Genomic DNA, 20158 nt, shown 5'->3' with positions numbered 1-20158 from the left:
ACGGGATAACGGAATGTCAAATTTAATTTAAGCGGAGGTCTATATGGAACAAGTGATTAGAACAGAAGGCTTGCGAAAAAGTTTTCAAAATGGTGGGAAAGAAATTGAAGTAATTAAGAAAATTGATTTGAAAATTCATGAAGGAGAATTTGTTTCAATTATGGGACCTTCCGGATGTGGGAAAAGTACACTGCTTTATATGCTTGGCGGCATTGATGCTCCTACATCTGGAAAGGTATTGATTCATAACGAAGATATAAACAAAATGAAAGATAAGCAGAAAAGTAGGTTAAGACGCAAAAATATCGGATTTGTATTCCAATTTTATAATCTGGTACAAAACTTGACGGTGGCTGAAAATGTATTATTGCCGCTGACAATGGATGGGAAAAAACCGCGTCATTACCAGCAAGAGTTAGATGATATTTTACAGACTGTTGGGCTGTTAGAAAGAAAAAACTTTACGCCTAGAGAACTATCTGGCGGGCAACAGCAAAGAGTGGCAATTGCCCGTGCTTTAATTATGAATCCCAGAATTATTCTAGCGGATGAGCCGATTGGAAACTTAGATAGTAAATCCGGAACTGAAATTATGCAGCTGTTCAAAAAGATTAATCAAGAAAAAAACATTACGATTCTCCAAGTGACCCATTCTCAGGAATCAGCAGAGTATGGAAGCAGAACGATTCGCATGTTAGACGGGTTGATTGAATCAGATCAAAAAAATGAAGCCCATGTCGTTGTGTAAGTAAGTGTTCGAAAGGGAGGATAAAAAGGACCAAGTCGGCTAAGGCGCTGACTTCGACGTTCGGCAAAGAACGTGTCGGTACTAGTCGAAGATCCTTTATCTCGCCGCATCATTTTTACCTGCGGTAGGCTGGCGACAAAGGCGTGTCGATTGATGTCGCGAATTTAAGCCAATGGGACGTTGCGCCAGAACAGCGCGAACTTAGCTGATCCTTTTGAACATCTTCTGTAAGGAAAGTAGAAAGAAGGAAGTGAAATGGAACATTGAAAAAGATGGCCTATATGTTTGCAGGGCAGAACTCTGAAAGGCTTGGAATGCTAGGTGATCTATATAGAGAGAGCAGAATAGTACGGGATACATTTGCAGAAGCTTCTGAGGTTCTGCGATATGATGTTGCCCAAGTATGCTTTGGAGAGGATAGTGACTTTCTTCATCAGGCTGCTGTAAGTGCTCCTATTATTGTAATGGCTCATGTTGCTTCGTATCGGCATATCACTGATCAGTACAAATTTAAGCCTTCTTTAATGGCTGGTCACAGTTTAGGGGAATATGGTGCCTTAACCTGTGCTGGTGTCTTGCCCTTTTCGGATGTTTTGACCTTGGTTACTCACCGTGCGGAATTAGCGGATCGTATCGCTGCGGAAAAAGAGGGTGTGATGACGATTGTTTATCAATTTCCCATTTCTGAGAGTGAAAAAATCTGTCAAGCACTACGAGCAGAAGGAAGATCTGTTTGGATCGGGTGCTATAATTCGCATGAACAAGCCACGATTTCTGGAAAGGCAGCCGATATAGCGGAATTGGAATGGTATGTGGCAAATAAAGGAGGAGCATACAAACGTCTTATGGGAAAATCCTCTTTTCATTGTCCATTATTGCAGGATATCACGGATGAATTTGCTGAGGCGATTCAAGGTGTGGAGATCTGTTCCCCTTCTATTCCTGTGATTTCTAACTACACGGTTATGCCTCATACGATCGACAATATATATGACAATCTCATTCAACATCTCGTCGCTCCGGTTCGTTGGCAAGAGACGATATCGTATATAAAAAGACAGCATGTTGAATTATTGATTGAGCTCGGGAGTGGAATGATCTTAACGAACCTGATCAATCAGGGAGATGATGAATTACAGGCCTTAAGCTATGAAATCGATAAAGCTCAAATAAATGAAATGGATCTTAGGCAGGTGGTGGGGCAATGAAGCTTTATGCTATTCCTTATGCTGGTGGTTTTGCTTTTACCTATTATAAGTGGAAAAAATATTTGGATGCTGGTATCGAATTATGTCCAATCGAATTACCGGGAAGAGGAACGAGGGCGAAAGAGGACTTGTGTACATCCATTGAAGCGATGGCTGAGCATGCCTATAAGCAAATCAATGTGTCTAGTGAAGAGTATATCTTGTTTGGTCATAGTATGGGTGCTTATGTTTTATTAGAGGTATATAAAAAGCTCCAAGCTAACAATCGGCCTCTACCCCAACAAGTTGTTCTCTCCGCTATGAAACCACCCCATTTATACATTCACAAACAACACCATTTGCTGGATGAAGGAACATTCAAAGAGAAAATGATGGATTTAGGTGGTCTTCCCGAAGAAGTGATGCAAGATCAAGAATTTTCCGCTTATATTTTGCGGTTATTAAGAAACGATTTTAAAGCAGTCGAGGAATATCAAAAGAGAATTGAATCTGTTTTCTCAAGCGATGTTCACCTGCTTAATAGTGAAGCAGATATCAGTCGTAATGATATAGAAGAATGGAATCTATATACTTCCTCAAGTGTTCAATACCACTCATTCGAGGGATCCCATTTCTTTATCAATGAACATCCTTCTGACGTCGTCGAAACGATCAATCAGCTAGCTAATAAGCAAGTTCAACAAGTCCGATAAAAAGGACCAAGAAGTTCAAGGCGGCGCAGCTTTGAGGAACAGAGCGTATGCTTTACATACGTGAGTACCGGAAAAGCAAGCCAACGAAGAAATTCGATGTGTCATTTTTATTGGAATTTTTGAACAACCGCTAGTAGAAGAGAAATTATATGTCCATTTCTAATGGAAAGAGAGAGGGTTTCAGTGGAGCCATTTATAACATATGAATCTGAAGTTCGTTACTATAATCGCCATTTTAATAATCTGTTTCATAAAGCTAAAAATGATGTTATCTATTCAGAAGATGGACAAGAATATATTGATTTTTTAGCTGGAGCAGGGGCTTTAAATTATGGTCATAATCCTGAATTTATTAAAAAGTATTTGCTTGACTATATCAATGAAGATGGCATCACCCATGGCTTAGACATGTATACAAAAGCGAAGCAAGCCTTTGTTGATACGTTTGTTTCAAAAATTCTAGAACCAAGAAATTTGCAATACAAGCTGCAATTTTGTGGACCAACAGGGACGAATGCTGTGGAAGCCGCTTTGAAGTTGGCACGAAAAATAAAAAAGCGGAACAATGTATTTGCTTTTATGGGGGCATTCCATGGTATGACGCTAGGCAGTTTAGCTGTGACAAGCAACACTTCTAGCCGAGCTGGTGCGTCGGTTCCCCTAAACAATGTGACATTTATTCCTCATCCTGGGGGTCCGATTGAAGTTGATACACTTCAGTATATACGAAATCTCTTAGAGGATGATCATTCAGGTGTGGAAAAACCAGCTGCCATTATTTTTGAGACGGTACAGGCCGAAGGAGGAGTCAATCCTGTTTCAAATGAGTGGCTCCAAGGACTGGAAAGCCTTTGTCGACAACATGATATTTTATTGATTTGTGATGATATTCAGGTTGGCTGTGGGAGAACGGGCACCTTCTTTTCGTTTGAGCGAGCGGGAATTGTTCCAGATATGGTAATTCTATCGAAGTCGATTAGTGGTTACGGCCTACCTATGTCACTATTATTATTGCAACGAGAATGGGATGTTTGGAAGCCTGGTGAACATAATGGTACATTCCGAGGGAATCAGCTTGCGTTTGTTACTTCTACGGCTTCTCTACATTTAAGAGAAGAGCTGGATTTAGACCAACGAGTCAGCGAAAATGAACGTTATTTACAACAATTTCTAAGTGATAATCTTTGTGCCATTGATCAGAGAATCAAAATCCGCGGAATCGGAATGATATGGGGCATTGATTTGAGTGCTTTTGAAGAGATCGGCTTAACAGATCGAATTATAGATGACTGTTTTCACTCTGGCCTGATTATTGAAAATGCTGGCCGACAAAGTCATGTTCTCAAAATTTTACCGCCTTTAACAATCTCCAGAGAAAAGCTTGAAAAAGGCTGTCAGATTTTGCGGGAAGTTTTAGAAGCTTATCTTTGATTAGCATATCTTGAGATAGTTGAAAAAGTATCATGAATTCTAAAATCCGTGTTGTGTTTTCTAGAAAGGAGGAGAATGGTTTGCCTGAACAGATTGATATTCCATATACGACGTTAACAGATATATTTATAGATAAAGAGGATGAGAAGGAAAAGGGAGTCTCTTTTATCCTCAATAAGACAGATGAAGAATTCTATTCGTATGATTCGATTTTGCGTAAAGCGAAGAAGCTGTTAGGCTTTCTGCAAAATAAAGGATTAAAGCCGAAGGATCATGTGGTCTTACAATTGGCGAATAACAAAGAATTTATTCTTACATTTTGGGCTTGTGTATTGGGAGGGATGATTCCAGTACCGATTATTGCGGAGGAAGTGGATGAGCATAGGCGAAAATTGTTTAATGTGCTCAAAACATTGGAAGATGCCTTTGTGATTGGAAGGTCTACTTCATTGAAAAAGATTGAAGATTTTGCTTATAGGAAGGGACAGGATGTTCAACTTATTCAAAATTCGTATTTAGAGATTGAAGAGGCCATCGCATATGCGCATGATGGGGACATTTATACAGAGACAAAGCCAGAAGACATTGCTTTTATTCAGTTTTCTTCAGGTTCTACAGGTGCTCCAAAAGGGGTTGTATTAACCCACCAAAATCTGCTGACCAATATGGATGCAATCATCTCAGGTGCGCAAATCACAGAAGATGATGTACTTGTATCGTGGATGCCGTTAACGCATGATATGGGTTTGATTGGTTGTCATCTAACGGTTACTTGTATGAATGTGATGCAATATTCGATGAATCCTTTGCTTTTTGTTAGGCGGCCGGCTTTATGGCTCAAGAAAATTGATGAACATAAGGCGACAATTATTTCTTCTCCAAACTTCGGTTTGGAATATTCGATGAAAGCAATGGACAGGCATCAGGAGCAGTTCGATTTTTCATCTGTAAGAATCATTATTAATGGAGCGGAACCCATTTCTGTTTCAATATGTGAACAATTCCTGCAAAGAACCTCCGTTTTTGGAATGAACCCTAATGCCATGTTTCCGGTTTATGGAATGGCAGAAGCCTCACTTGCTATCGCTTTTCCACTAATAGATGAACAGATGAATAGCGTGATTGTCGACCGATCGAAATTAAAGGTAGGGGATCGGGTTCAGTATCTTCAAGATCATGAGAAAGAAAATGCTTCGTCTTATGCGGATGAGGGCTTTGCCGTGAAAAATTGTGAGATTCGAATATGTGATGATGAGGATAATCTATTAGATGAGGACCGATTAGGGCTAATCCAAATAAAAGGTCCAAATGTGACACCAGGTTATTATCGAAATCCCGAAGTAAATGAAAAGCAGTTCACCGAAGATGGGTGGTTAAGAACCGGGGATTTAGGTTTTTTTCATCAAAAACGCTTGATTGTTGTAGGACGAGAAAAAGAAATGATTATTTTAAATGGACAAAACTACTTCCCTAATGATCTTGAACAGGTTGCTGGTGAGCTTGAATCAATTGATGAAAATAAGATTGCGATGATTTCTGCTCATGTGAAAGGAACAAGTAGTGAAAAAGTCGTTGCTTTTGTCGTACATAAAGGAGATATCGACACATTTATTCCTCTTTCCTTACAACTAAGATCTCATATTTCGAGAAGCTGCGGCGTTACGTTAGATGAAATTGTGCCTGTTGCTAAAATTCCTAAAACCTCTAGTGGTAAGCCAATGCGTTTTAAACTTCGAGATGAATTTGAAAATGGGGAATTTAATGAAGTCCTCAAGCAATGTTCTTTGCTAGCAGGGCAAGAGCAGCATGATGCCAAAGGGAAATACAACGAGGATAGCGGAAAAAATAACCGCCAAGATGTTGCAAAAGAAATTTTAAGGATTTGTCGAGATGTTTCTCCAGATCTTAATCTGGGGTTAACAGATCATTTCTTTGATTATGGAGTGAACTCGCTATTATTGAATCAAATTGCAGCCCGCATAGAGGAAGTATATGCTGTTGACTTGCCTGGCGAAATTTTCTTTAAATACCCCAGTGTCAATCAAGTAGCTGCCTATATATGCGGCGAGGAAAAACCAATCCAAGTGAATGCCCCTCGCGATCATATTGATGGAGCAAAGGACCAGGCAGAGATAGCGATTATCGGGATGGCGGCCACTGTCCCGGGAGCGCTGGATATATCGGAGTTCTTTGGAAACCTATGTGGAGGAGTGGAAAGTGTTGGGAGCATTCCGCCAAAACGACGGGCAGATATCGAAGCCTATTTGAACAGCGCACAGGTTGAAGGGGAAGTCGATCCACAGAATGCGGGATATCTATATGAAATTGATAAATTTGACTATCACTTTTTTAAAATCTTAAAAAAAGAAGCAATTGCCATGTCTCCCGCTCAGCGTCTATTTTTACAAACGGCTTATTCCTCATTAGAGGATGCAGGGTATGGTGGAACTGCATTAAAGTCTAGCAATACAGGGGTGTATGTTGGGTATCTGGCAGATGTGAATGGACATCAATATCAAGACATTCTACGGCAATCAGCAGATTCACAAACAGCCACAGGTTTATTAAGTTCAAATATAAGCGGCCGAGTTTCCTATTTCATGGATTTCAAAGGCCCAAGCATGAATATTGATAGTGCTTGTTCTTCATCAATGGTCGCTCTCCAGCATGCCTGTACAGCGCTTCGAAATGGAGACTGTGATCAAGCGATTGTCGGTGGTGTTGAAATCAAAACAGTACCAATAAAAAAAGAAAAAAGAGTGGGCTTTGAGTCAACTGATGGTCATACCCGCCCGTTTGCTGATGAAGGAGATGGAACAGGGGAAGGAGAAGGTGTGGTCTCCATCCTGATTAAACCATATAAAAAAGCGATAGAAGATAATGACAATATCTATTCAGTGATTCGTGGCATCGGTGTCAATCAAGATGGTTATTCAGTGGGGATTTCTGCACCTAATCCTGCTGCTCAAACTGAACTTGTCCACCATACGCTTGAAAAGACAGGATTACGGGCTGAAGATATTTCTTATATTGAAGCCCATGGTACGGGAACGCAATTAGGAGATCCAGTAGAAATGACTGCTTTGACTGATGCCTTTCGTCTGACCACAAATAAAAAACAATTTTGTTCGATTGGATCAGTTAAATCGAATATCGGGCATTTGTTTGCTGCCTCTGGGCTGGCAAGTATTGTTAAAACTTCCTTGATGTTAAAGCATAAAAAAATCCCAGCAACGATTAATATTGAAAATTTGCACCGTAATATCAATTTTGAAGAGACACCTTTTTGGGTGAACAGACAATATAAAGATTGGCAAGTTGAAACAGCACCACGTCGTGCTGGTGTCAGTAATTTTGGTTTTTCTGGAACCAATGCTCATGTCATCTTAGAGGAATATATCGATTCTCGGGAAAAGAAACAGGAAGAAAAAGCCTTTCCGATTATTTTTTCGGCACACTCGCTGCAAGAACTAGAGGATATCTTGAAGAAATATCATCTGTTTTTTACTAACCAAAAAGAATTGGATATAGCAGACGTAAGCTATACATTAGCGAGAGGAAGAGGGCATTATCCGTATCGGATGGCTTTCATTGTCAGGAATTTAGCGGAATTAGTGGAGAAATTAGATCGCTATCAATATACAACTAATTTACAGGATAAGAGATATGTTGGGCTCGTGAAAATGGTCAATGGGTTAAATGCCAACCAATCTTGGAGAGATATTACAACAGAAGAGCAACAATATTTGCAACAGATCACAAGTAATCTCCTTGACTCATTCCAACAACAAAGTGAAAAGAATCGAGAAGCTTTGCTGGAGAAAATATGTAATCTGTATGTTCGCGGAGCTGATCCACAATGGGAAGCACTTTTTGAGAAAGAGACATTTAAGCGGGTAAGCTTACCTATTTATCCATTTAGAGCGACAAGATGCTGGCCAGAAACAAATGATCTAGTAAAAGGGTGAGTGATGAGGATGTTTGATTACGAAAGGATTGTCAATAGACTAACAACAATGGTTGAGACAACCGCAAGAATGGAGCCGGGTGAAATCAATGAATTTGAAAATTTAATTGAACTTGGCGCAGATTCTATGATTCTCACAGATGTCAATGGATTGATTAGAGAGGAATTTGGTGTGGAAATTCCTATGACCTTATTTTTCTCCGATCTAACCTCTATACGAGAAATAGCTGATTATATTTATCAACAGCAGGAAGCAAGCAGTCCAGCTGTGAGTCAAGAAGAGGTTGTAGAGGAACAAGCTGAGACAGAGGAAATTGAACCAATCGAAAATCAGCAAAGACAAACGGTCATGGATGAGGTGTGGGCAGCAAACGAACAGTTCAGTTCAGCTCCGGTGAGTGCGAGTGAGAATGGATTACAGCAGTTATTTTCTCAACAATTAGCGGTGATCAATCAACAGCTTCAGCTTCTGTCCCCTCAACAGGAAGTAGCAGCGACAGTGGTTAAAGCACCGAATCCCGCGCAAGAGCGAAACGAGCAAAAACCGCCCGCTGCGTCTCCACGTTCAGTTGTGGAGCAGCCGGAAAAAAAGGCGGAGACGAAACAAAAATCATATGTACCATTCCAAAAATTAAATTTGGCGAGAAAAGACAAAGATCCGAAGCAAGAACAGCAGTTACAGGAGTTAATTCAAAAATATAATCAAAAAACGCCTTCCTCCAAGCAGTATGCTGAAAACTATCGAAATGTTTATGCGGACTGGAGAAATATTGCCGGCTTTAAGCCAAATATTAAGGAAATGGTATATCAGCTAGTCTTTGAAGATAGCAAAGGGTCTCATATTACGGATATAGATGGCAATGAATATATAGATTTAGCAATGGATTTTGGTGTGAGTCTATTTGGTCATAATCCAGATTTTATCAAAAACGCGATTGTCGAAGAAACAGCTCAAGGTTTTCCGCTCAGCTTAATCTCGCGTTTATCAGGTGAAGTTGCCCAGTTGATTTCCGAGATGACGGGCGTAGAGAGAGTTTCCTTTTTTAATTCGGGAACAGAGGCTGTGATGGTCGCAATTAGATTAGCCCGTGCGATTACAGGTAAGGATAAAATCGTTATTTTTTCCGGCTCGTATCACGGTACATTTGATGGTGTGCTGGGGATGGATGCGATGTCCAAGGAAAAGGGCTCAGCTTCACCGATCGCAGGCGGTATTCTCCAAAGTTATATCGATGGTCTATATGTTCTCGAGTATGGACATCCTGAGTCGCTGGCGTTTATTGAAGAGCACCGTGATGAGATTGCCGGTGTCCTTGTAGAGCCTGTACAAAGTAGAAGACCAGATTTACAACCGAGAGAGTTTCTCCATCAATTAAGAGATGTGACATTGAAGACTGGCATCCAGTTAATTTTTGATGAAATGATCCTTGGTTTCCGTCTCGGCCCTGGAGGTGCCCAGCAGTTTTTCAACGTAGAAGCAGATCTTGTCACTTACGGAAAAATCGTTGGCGGTGGAATGCCGATCGGAATTGTCGCCGGAAAACACGAAGTGATGGACTGTCTAGATGGTGGGATGTGGCATTATGGAGACGACTCAACACCTCCATTTGAAAATAAAAGGACCTTTGCAGGAGGAACCTTCTGTCATCATCCATTGACAATGGCCGCAGCAAAAGCAGTATTGCTTAAAATAAAGGAAGAAAGTCATGATATTTATCCAGCTCTTGCGGCGAAAACCAAATATCTTGCGGACACATTAAATGAATTCTTCCAAGAACATGAGGTTCCAGCTGAAATTGTCTATTGTGAATCACTGTTCCGCTTTGTCTTAAGAGGAAATATGGAACTCTTTTATTATCATCTGCTTTCAGAGGGTGTCTATATTTGGGAAGGACGAAATTGTTTCTTGTCAGCTGCCCATACAGATGATGATATCGAAGACGTGATTCGGATTGTGAAAGAAACTTGTTTGAAAATGAAAACTGTCTTTTTTGCGAAAAAGAGTGAGGACTCAAAAAAAAACAATAAAGTTCCTTTAACTCATCAACAACAAGAGATGCTGGCCTCTGAAGTCGTTCATCCAAGTACGAGTGCCTTTAATCAACCTGTTTTATTAAATATTCAAGGAACTCTCGATCGACAAGCATTAGAACAAGCACTCCGCTCCATCTCGAAAAGACATGAAGCATTACGGTATACAGTGTCCGATGATTTAGAGTGTTTAAAGGTTGGGGAACCAGCTAAGCTCGACTTAACAGAGCTGGAGGTCCGTTCTGAAGAGGAGCAGGAAGTGATAAGTGATTGCATCCATACTTCCCTTGATGTTCAGAATGGTCCATTAATCAAAGTTTTTCTCTTACAACCTCCTGATCAGCAAGAGCAAACGAAACTACTCGTGATTGCGCATCATCTCATTATGGATGGATGGTCGATTTCCGTCTTTTGTGAGGAATTGATTGAAGCGTACAATAGTCAATTGCAAAATCGTGCACCGAGCTTTCGTGAAGTATTGCCATACAGTGAATATAGGAGACAAAGGGAAAAAGTATTACAAAGTATGGATGAAGAAAAAATCAAAAGCTTTTGGAGAGAGTATTTACCAAGCTATCCTACCCAGTTGCGTCTTCCACAACGGGACCCGTTGACAATGTCGGAGCATAACAAAGAAGGAAGTCGATTCACGTATCGTCTAGATGCTGCTTTTCTTAAAAAAATACGAAAGCTTGCAGCCAATGTAAAAAGTAGTCCTTTCCTTGTGTTGCTTACGACGTATCAATTTATGCTAAGGGAAATTTCGCAACAGAACGATTTTATGATTGGTGTTCCAATTGCAGGACAACAAGCATGTGCGACGAGATCCTTAATTGGGGATTGTGTGTCGATGGTGCCACTGCATGTGCAACTTAATCAGGACAGCAATATGGCGACAGCAGTGGCTAAGAATCAAGCGATCTTCCAAAAATTTGAGAAGATGCATCATGCAACACTGCATGATTTCACGGGAAACGAAGATTTTGTCCAACCCGAATTGACAATTTTATTTAATATGGATCGTATGCCAAAAAATAACCATTTTCTTGGGACAGAGACGGAATTATTACCGATTCAGGTGCAAAATGTAGGATATGATCTGTTCTTTAATTTGACCGAATTTCAAGGAGAAATTATTTTCGATATTGACTTTAATACGAATAAAATCTCCGAAGCAATGGTTACGAGATGGATGCAGCTATATATTGATTTGTTGGAACAGATCTGTAACCAGCCAAACTTTTCGTTGTATGAAGTAGATGTCTATTCAGAAGATGATGAAAAGATTAGAAAACAAGCAATTGAACAAGCAAATTGGGATGAATTAGCCAAAACCTTACAAATAAATGAACAAGATATGGAGATCAATGCCGGCAATTTTACGGCCTATGTTTTAAGTGAGGATGGAAAACCAGTCCCCACGAATAGCTATGGATTATTGTATATTGGTTCCAATCGTTTAGCACTCTATCCCACAGGCTGGATCGCTAGATTTACGGCCAATCGAGAACTGGAATTGTTTGGACCAGAAGAACGGTGTTTTTATGAAGGAAAAACATTTGTGAGTCTCTGGTTAGTAGAACAGGTGATTGGAAAACATTCAGATATTTGTGAAGTAACAGTAAAACGAACCCAAGATCAACAGAGTTTGGAAGCTTATATCACTTGGGCGACGGAAGAAGGGGCAAAAAGTGATCTGCCTAAATGGTGTCAAAGCAAACTTCCTTTTGCTTTTATTCCTCACAGGTTTTATCAAGAGGTTGGTGATGGACAAGCCGCCATTTTACTTGAATTTGCGAATGAGGCATTGAATCATGAAGAACAAATTGTTTTTGATATAGTTAAAGATTTAATTGGAAATGGACATTTTCATAAAGACGATCATCTGATGTCACTTGGCATGAATTCATTAAACTTATTGAAATTGATTTCAACATTGCAAGAGGTTTATGATGGCATTCGCATTCCGATGTCCATGTTAGTAGAGGAATTGACTGTCGAAAATATTGCTAAGACGATTCGTTCATTAGGAGAGGAAGGACAAGCAGAAGCGATCCCGCAAATTGCGCCTGCCGTTCACTATGAAACGTCCGCTCCCCAACAGAGAATGTATGTGATTCATACATTAAATAAAGAAAGTCTGAATTATAATCTTCCATCTGTTGTCAAAGTAGCAGGGGAGTTTGATATAGAAAAATTTAAAGCAGCGGCAAATGCTTGTCTACAAAGACACGAAATTTTAAGAACGACGTATGAACAGGTAGATGGGAAAATCGTTCAAATTGTCAATGAGCAAGTTGAATTGCCGGTTGATTTTAAAGAAATAACGACAGAGGTAGCGGAAGACGAGCTCATTCAGCAAATGACAGCGGAATTTGTCCGTCCATTTGATCTACAGAAAGCACCATTAATGCGAATGAAGATTGTGAAAAGAAGTGAACAGTTTTATTATATCTTTTTCGATTTTCATCATATTAGTTTTGACGGATCAAGTGCACTTATTTTTGCTCAGGAAATGATGTCCGCTTATCAGGATAAGGCCTTAGCTCCGCTTCCAATTCAATATAAGGATTTTGCTCACTGGCAAAATAAACAGGAGCAATCCGAAGAGATGAAATCTCAACAACAGTATTGGCAGGAGCTATTGCAGACGGCTTCACTCAACTGTGGATTTCCGACTGATTTTACGCGTCCATTAGAAAGAACCTATGCAGGCCATACGATTGAATATCAATTGGATCAAAAGCTAAAAGCGCGGATAACAGACTTTTGCCGGGAACGGGAATGTACACCATATAGCTTCTTCCTATCGACTTTGAACATCCTTGTATCGATTTATTCAGGTCAAGCAGATGTGACGATTGGGACATTGGTTCATGGACGGAATCATCGGGATATAGAAGGTTTAATCGGGATGTTTGTCAATACATTGCCGATGGTCCATTCGGTTCCACCTGAACAAACCTATGCCGAATATGTAAAACATGTACAAAAATCTGTGATGCAAACATTTGCTCATGCAGATGTTCCGTTTGATCAGATTGTCGAATTAGCTGGAACAAAAAATGATATTGGCCGCAATCCTCTGTTCGATGTGATGTTTTCTTATCAAGACTTTGACCAACTTTCTATTCATACTGATCAAGCGACATTTGAATATCAGGATTTATTGCCAGATGATAGCAAATTTGATACAGAGTTTGAAGTGATTGATCAGGAGGGAGGCTATACGATCACGCTGCAATATGCAACAGAGCTTTATAGAGAAGCAAGTATTCAGCGGATCCTGCAACATTTTGTCACATTGATTGACCAGATATTGAGCGACCCGACTGCTAATTTGACAGAATACCAAATTTTGACGAAGCAAGAAAGACAGGAACTACTGCAATTCAATAATCAGGATCATTCTTATTCAGAAAAGACAATCATTGATCTATTCGAGGACTGGGCTGTCAAGACACCAGATAAGATTGCCGTGGCCGATGAGGAGCATGAACTGACCTATCAGCAATTAAATGAACAAGCAAATCATATTGCTCGATTATACATGAATTTGGGCCTTGAAGAGGAAGACATAGTTGGGATCATGCTTGAACGATCACCGCAAATGATTAGTAGTGTCGTTGGGGCCTGGAAAGCTGGCGGAGCTTATTTACCACTTGATTTGGCTCACCCAATGCAACGAAGAATTGATATTTTACATGAAGCCAATGTGAAATTTGTTGTGACACTGTCTGAATATGTAGAAGATGAATTTAGAGAAGCCTATAAAGGGAAAATTATTTACCTGGATCAAATAGAGCAGGATCTATCCCATTCTTGTGAAAATCTAGGGAAGCAGGTATCACCGACTAATCTTGCCTATATTCTGTTCACCTCAGGCTCTACAGGAAAACCAAAAGGCGTAATGATCGAACATCAAGGAATGTTAAATCACATTCTTGCAGAGCAGAACGATTTAAAGCTGGATGACAAGCTTGTGTTTGCGCAAAATGCGAATCAAACCTTCGATATCTCGGTTTGGCAGTTATTTGGGCCGTTAGCGTTAGGTGGAAAAACGGTTATCTATGCCCAGCAAATTGTCTTAGAACCTGAAAAGTTTGTTCGAAAAATCGCAGCTGACCAAATTACTTTATTAGAGATTGTGCCGAGTTATTTAGCGGTTATGTTAGATGAACTTGAAACGCAAAAGCACTCATTTCCATCATTGCAGTCGTTGATTATTACAGGGGAAACGGTCCCGCCGCATATAGTTGATCGCTGGTTTCAGTCTTATCCTGATATTGAGGTAATTAATGCCTATGGACCAGCTGAAGCGTCAGATGATGTTAGTCAATACCGGCTATCGACAATGGAAGATGGGCTGTCACGGGTTCCGATTGGGCAACCTTTGCGTAATATAAGAATTTATATTTTGGATCAATATAATCGTTTATGTCCGCCTGGTGTAGCCGGTGAGCTTTGTGTAGCGGGGATCGCTGTTGGAAGAGGATATGTGAATAGTCCTGAGAAAACGAGACAAGTCTTCTGTGAGGATCCGTTTACCGAAAGAAAGACGGAACGAGAAAAAAGGATGTATCGTACTGGAGACCTAGCTAGATGGCTGCCGAATGGTCAACTAGAATATTTAGGCCGGATGGATAATCAGGTCAAAATCCGCGGTTTCCGCATTGAACCAGGTGAAATTGAAGCCGTTATTCGTAAACAAATCGGTATACAGGAAGTGGCAGTAGTAGCTAAAAAAGATCATGCAGATGATCTATACTTATGTGCTTACCTCGTTGCCGATGAAACGAGTGAGATCGAAAAAGATCATTTGAAGGCAGCGATCCGCAAAGAATTACCCGAATATATGGTGCCAGATCATTTTATGATGCTGGAACAATTACCTGTCACAAGCAACGGGAAATTAGATCAAAAGAGATTGCCAGATCCCCAGTTTGATCGTGAAACGAGTATCTTGGAACCACGCTCAGAAACGGAAAGAGTTTTAGTGGAAATCTATCAAGATGTACTTGGTGTCAAGCAGATCAGTGTCGATGATCATTTCTTTGAACAGGGAGGACACTCGTTAAAAGCAACCAAAGTGATGAATCAAATAGAAGTGCGACTTGGCATTCGGCTTCCATTAAAAACAATCTTTACTCATCCAACAGTGGAACAACTAGGACAACAGATTGAGCTTCATCCAACGGATGCAGATACTCAACCAATCACTAAAGTGGAGGAGCAAGCGTACTATCCGGTTTCCTCCCAGCAAAAACGTCTTTACTTGATCCATGAAATGGGCGAGCAGGGAACTGTTTATAATATGCCAGCACTGCTTGAGCTGGCGGGACAGCTGGATCGAGAAAAAGTAGAGCGGACATGTGCTCAATTAAGCGCACGTCATGAAGCCTTACGGACAACCTTTACGGTGGTGGACGGTGAACCAGTCCAGCACATTGCTTCCGTTCTGCCTATAGAAGTAGAATGGTCTGAGCATGAAAGCTTGGATGAAGCACAGGCTCAGGCTGCATTTACCGATTTTGTACGTCCATTTGATCTTGCCCATGGTCCATTATTCCGGGTGAAAGTGTTGCAAGGTCCGACAAATAGTTATTTGTTCTTTGATATGCATCATATTATTTCAGATGGAGAATCGATCAATATTCTCACAAAGGAATTTTCGGAGCTATACAATGGTACCGAGCTAGAACCTCTTACGGTTCATTATAAAGATTATAGTCATTGGCTGGCGCAAAAGGATTTGCAACCACAAAAGGATTATTGGGTAGACCAATTTGCGGATGAAGTGCCTGTATTGGACTTACCAACAGATTATCCGCGCCCAAGAAAACAGAGTTTTCAAGGTGCAACCCTCTCGTTTACGTTAGGGGAAGAGATCAAGAAAACTGTGCATAAGCTTTGTGAGAAAACTGATACGACCGAATATATGGTTCTCCTTTCCGCTTTTATGGTGTTATTACAAAAATACAGTGGCCAAGAGGATATTGTTGTAGGAAGTCCGATCTCTGGCCGCCTGCATCATGACACAGAAACCATGCTGGGTATGTTTGTCAATACATTGGCGATGCGCGGACAGCCAGAAGGAGAGAAAAGCTTCAATCAATTTTTACAAGAGATGAAAGAAACGACATTACAAGCTTATGAACATCAAGAATATCCGTTTGAAGAGTTAGTCGAACAAGTCAATGTTCAACGCGACCTGTCACGTAATCCGATTTTTGATTGTGTTTTTGTATTGCAAAATCAAGGGGAAGAAGAGATTACTTTATCGGGAACACCTATAAAAAGTTTTGATGATCGTACGGATATTGCTAAATTCGATTTAACACTTACTGTTCATTTGACGGAACATGGGTATAAGGTTGAATGGGAATATTGTACAGATTTATTTACAGCAGAGACGATTGAACGGTTAGCTTGCCACTACCAAAGGCTGCTTGAACAATTCAGTCAATCTATGGCGACCAGCATTCAAGAAATAGATATCGTAACAGAAACTGAAAAACAACAACTACTTGAAGCATTTAATCAAAAGGACATTAAGTACCCACGGGAAAAAACGATTAAAGACTTATTTGAAGAGCAAGCTAAAGCGAAGCCGCAGCAGATAGCCGTAGTATTTGAAGATGATCAGATTACGTATGAGGAGCTAAATCAAAGGGCGAATCGGATTGCGAACCATTTACTAGCGAAAAATCTAGCAAGTGAAGAGATTATTGCTGTCATGCTCAACAGAGGAATTGATCTCGTCGCTACCTTGCTTGGCATTGTAAAAGCAGGGTATGCCTACTTACCGATTGATCCTGAAAATCCGGATGAGCGCGTGGAATATATACTGCAAGATAGTCAGGCAGCCATGCTTATCCAACAACAGCATCAAAACCGTCAAATTGAATTCGCTGGTGAAACAGTTGGAGCCGAAGAACTAGTAGCGGACGGAAATCCCGATAATCCTAATGTGGAAATTCACCCGGATCAGCTTTTATACGTGATCTACACTTCAGGTACGACAGGCAATCCAAAGGGTGTTTTAATTGAACATCGAAATGTCGTACGGCTATTGAAAAATGATGCCTTTCCATTTGAGATAAACAATCAAGATGTATGGACAATGTTCCATTCTTATCAGTTCGACTTTTCTGTGTGGGAAATGTATGGCGCTCTGTTATATGGTGGAAAATTGGTGATTGTGCCGCCAGCTGTTACAAAGGATAGCTTTGAATTTCTCGAACTGTTAGAAAGGGAAAACGTGACGATTTTAAATCAGGTTCCGTCTTCTTTCTATGAATTGATGCATGCTGAATCTTTCCGTGAAGTGCCAAAATTGGCATTAAAGTATCTGATTTTCGGAGGAGAAGCTTTAAATCCTCGTAAATTACAAGACTGGTATGCGCGCTATCCGCAAACCAAAATTGTGAACATGTACGGGATTACGGAAACTACGGTCCATGTCACCTATAAAGAAATTACGCAAAAAGAAATTGAAAAAGGTGTTAGCAATATCGGGAAGGCCATTCCAACATTAAACGTCTATATTATGAATGGTGAGCAGTTATGCGGTATTGGAATGCTTGGAGAGATTTGTGTAGCTGGTGCTGGTGTAGCAAGAGGATATTTGCATAGAAAAGAACTGACAGCAGCTAAATTTGTTGCAAATCCATTTAACCCTAATGAGCGTATGTATCGTTCTGGTGATTTAGCGAGATGGCTTCCAGATGGTTCGCTTGAATATATTGGCAGAATGGATCAACAAGTAAAGATTCACGGATTTCGTATTGAATTAGGAGAAATTGAAAATGCGATTAGAAAACAACCCCTTATTCGCGATGTTGCTGTCATCACCCAAGTAGATGAAGCAGGGGATCCGCGGTTATGCGCCTATATCGTCCAAGAGGATGAAGGTGCAACCCTTGACGCAACAAAGATCAAGGATGAGTTAAGACATGATTTGCCTGATTACATGATCCCTATGCATATTGTAAGCATGGACAGGCTCCCTGTTACAAGCAATGGAAAATTAAATCGAGCTGCCTTACCAAAACCCCCGTCTCAAAGCAAGGAAGAATATGTAGCACCAAGCAATGAAAAAGAGGCTCTACTAGCCGAAGTAATTGGGACGATTTTAGGAGTAGAACAGGTAGGCATTGAGGATAATTTCTTTGAACTCGGCGGAGATTCGATCAAAGCGATCAGGGTGATTTCCAAATTGCGAGAAGCAGCTTATGAACTCACAGTGAAGGATTTAATTTTCGAACGGAAAATACGCCTTATAGCCGATAAAATGGAAAAAGTGGAAAATGGACTCTCTGCATATCCGCAAGAAGAAGTGACAGGTGAAGTACCATTCACACCTATCCAAGATCGGTTTATGCAATGGTCATTAGCAAAACCAGATCATTATAATCAAGCCCTAATGGTGCGTGCTCATAAACGCTTAGATTTGCAAGTGCTGCAAAAGGCGTTAACCGAGCTTGTTCATCATCATGATAGTTTACGGACTGTCTTTATAGAAGGGAAGCAGCATATCCTGCGGTCAGAAGAAAGTAAACTATTCGATTTAGAAGTATATGACTTTACAAATATAGTGGTTGATCGTGAACGAACTGAAAGATGTGAGCAGCAGGCGAATCAATTGCAGCAAAGTATAGATTTGCAGGCGGGACCGCTTGTGAAAGTAGGGCTATTCCAAATGCCTGATGCTGATCAAGTATTATTGTGCATTCACCATCTTGTTGTTGATGGTGTATCTTGGCGGATTTTATTAGAAGATTTACAAACAGCTTATGAACAACAGGAGCAAGAAGGCTCAAGCCAGCTGCCAATGAAAACAGCCAGCTACCAACAATGGGCATATGCTTTAAAAGAATATGCAAACAGTGAGCAAGTAGAATTAGAGATTCCTTACTGGCAGGAAGTGCTTGCCGAGGCAGAGGATGGAAAGCTTCGCGATGTGGAAATGAAGACAGCTGGGGAATATCCGATCTTCCAGATCGAGATGGATCCTGAACATACGGAAAAACTTTTACATGAAGCAGGCGAATCCTACCATACGGAAATCAATGATTTACTTTTGACTGCATTAAGTCGTGCTGTGCATCAATGGAAAGGGCAAAAGGTTGTGTCCGTTGAACTTGAGGGCCATGGAAGAGAGCCGATTCATAAGCAGATGGAAATTGATCGGACAGTAGGCTGGTTTACAAGTCTGTATCCTGTAGTTCTTCATACGGAAGAAAATGATATCAGCCGCGATATTATCGATACGAAAGAAATGTTGCGCCGTGTGCCCAATCATGGCATAGGCTATGGAGTCATACAACAATGGCGGAAGGAAGTTTTGCCAGAAATACATGCTGATATTTGTTTTAATTATTTGGGACAAGTAGATAGCGAAGTATCAGAAGCGAGTCTTTTTACTTTAGCAGATAACCCGGTAGGGGAAAGTAGTGCAAGCGAAAATCATTACCCGAATGTCATCACAATGAATACGAGTATTGTCAACGGCCGATTTGTAATGGAGTTCATCTACAATAACGGAAGTCTTACGCATGAACAAATGCTAGGATTTGCTGAAGGGTATAAAAAATCATTGATAGAAATTATTGAACACTGTATTACAAAAGAGGATACACAACAAACTGCTTCCGACTTTGGTGACACTGATCTTGAAATGGATGAATTAGATGAAATTATGAAGCACTTTAACTAAGAGTATGCTTACGCAAAATTCATTTTAACAGAGTCCTGTAATAGTACAGGGATCTATGTTTTTTACAGGACTCTGCTTATTCTGGGGGATAAGAAAGTATAAATTTTGGCTAATGTTTGATCCAGCTCCAGGCGTTAGCGGCATTGCGACGTACAGGATGAATTAGTGCAGTTGAAGCGATAGAACGGCGCGAACTTAACCGATGTTCTGCTTCATAACCCTGACCTATGAAGGGAAAAAGCCCTTTCCTAGGTTCAGGAACATTTGCTTGTCGGAGGTCAACAGGATGTTGGTCAGAAAGGCGTTGCGACGTACAGGATGTACTAGTGCAGACGAAGCGACAGGACGTCGCGTATTTATCCT

At 40.6% G+C, this 20158-nt stretch carries 6 protein-coding genes; all 6 read left to right on the top strand.

The features are described from left to right. Positions 1-43 precede the first annotated feature (43 nt). Entirely contained in the window at positions 44-748 is a 705-nt protein-coding gene (locus KI375_RS10970) for an ABC transporter ATP-binding protein (RefSeq protein WP_212973539.1), read from the top strand. A gap of 272 nt (positions 749-1020) precedes the next feature. Beyond that, positions 1021-1956, top strand: coding sequence for an ACP S-malonyltransferase (locus KI375_RS10965; protein WP_244852581.1), 936 nt, complete (start codon positions 1021-1023; stop codon positions 1954-1956). Beyond that, entirely contained in the window at positions 1953-2648 is a 696-nt protein-coding gene (locus tag KI375_RS10960) for a thioesterase II family protein (protein ID WP_212973537.1), read from the top strand. Before KI375_RS10965 ends, KI375_RS10960 begins: the two co-directional genes overlap by 4 nt. Positions 2649-2831: 183 nt before the next feature. Next, positions 2832-4079 carry a diaminobutyrate--2-oxoglutarate transaminase gene (ectB, locus tag KI375_RS10955; protein WP_374706834.1) on the top strand — a complete coding sequence of 416 codons (1248 nt, stop codon included), beginning with the start codon at positions 2832-2834 and terminating at the stop codon, positions 4077-4079. A gap of 80 nt (positions 4080-4159) precedes the next feature. After that, positions 4160-8047 (top strand): beta-ketoacyl synthase N-terminal-like domain-containing protein, encoded by a 3888-nt coding sequence (locus KI375_RS10950; RefSeq protein WP_212973535.1) that lies wholly within the window; start codon positions 4160-4162, stop codon positions 8045-8047. A gap of 9 nt (positions 8048-8056) precedes the next feature. Continuing rightward, entirely contained in the window at positions 8057-19795 is an 11739-nt protein-coding gene (locus tag KI375_RS10945; RefSeq protein WP_212973534.1) for a non-ribosomal peptide synthetase, read from the top strand. Positions 19796-20158 lie beyond the last annotated feature (363 nt).

It is taken from the genome of Bacillus sp. J14TS2, from assembly GCF_018333015.1.
GTDB lineage: Bacteria > Bacillota > Bacilli > Bacillales > Bacillaceae_C > Lederbergia.
The sequence above is the reverse complement of the archived record's forward strand: the minus strand, read 5'-3'. Positions and strand labels throughout refer to the sequence as shown.

Excerpts from the sequence above, each read along its gene's own strand:
- KI375_RS10970 (WP_212973539.1), top strand. The coding sequence starts at position 44 with ATGGAACAAGTGATTAGAACAGAAGGCTTGCGAAAAAGTTTTCAAAAT.
- KI375_RS10965 (WP_244852581.1), top strand. The coding sequence starts at position 1,021 with ATGGCCTATATGTTTGCAGGGCAGAACTCTGAAAGGCTTGGAATGCTA.
- KI375_RS10960 (WP_212973537.1), top strand. The coding sequence starts at position 1,953 with ATGAAGCTTTATGCTATTCCTTATGCTGGTGGTTTTGCTTTTACCTAT.
- KI375_RS10945 (WP_212973534.1), top strand. The coding sequence starts at position 8,057 with ATGTTTGATTACGAAAGGATTGTCAATAGACTAACAACAATGGTTGAG.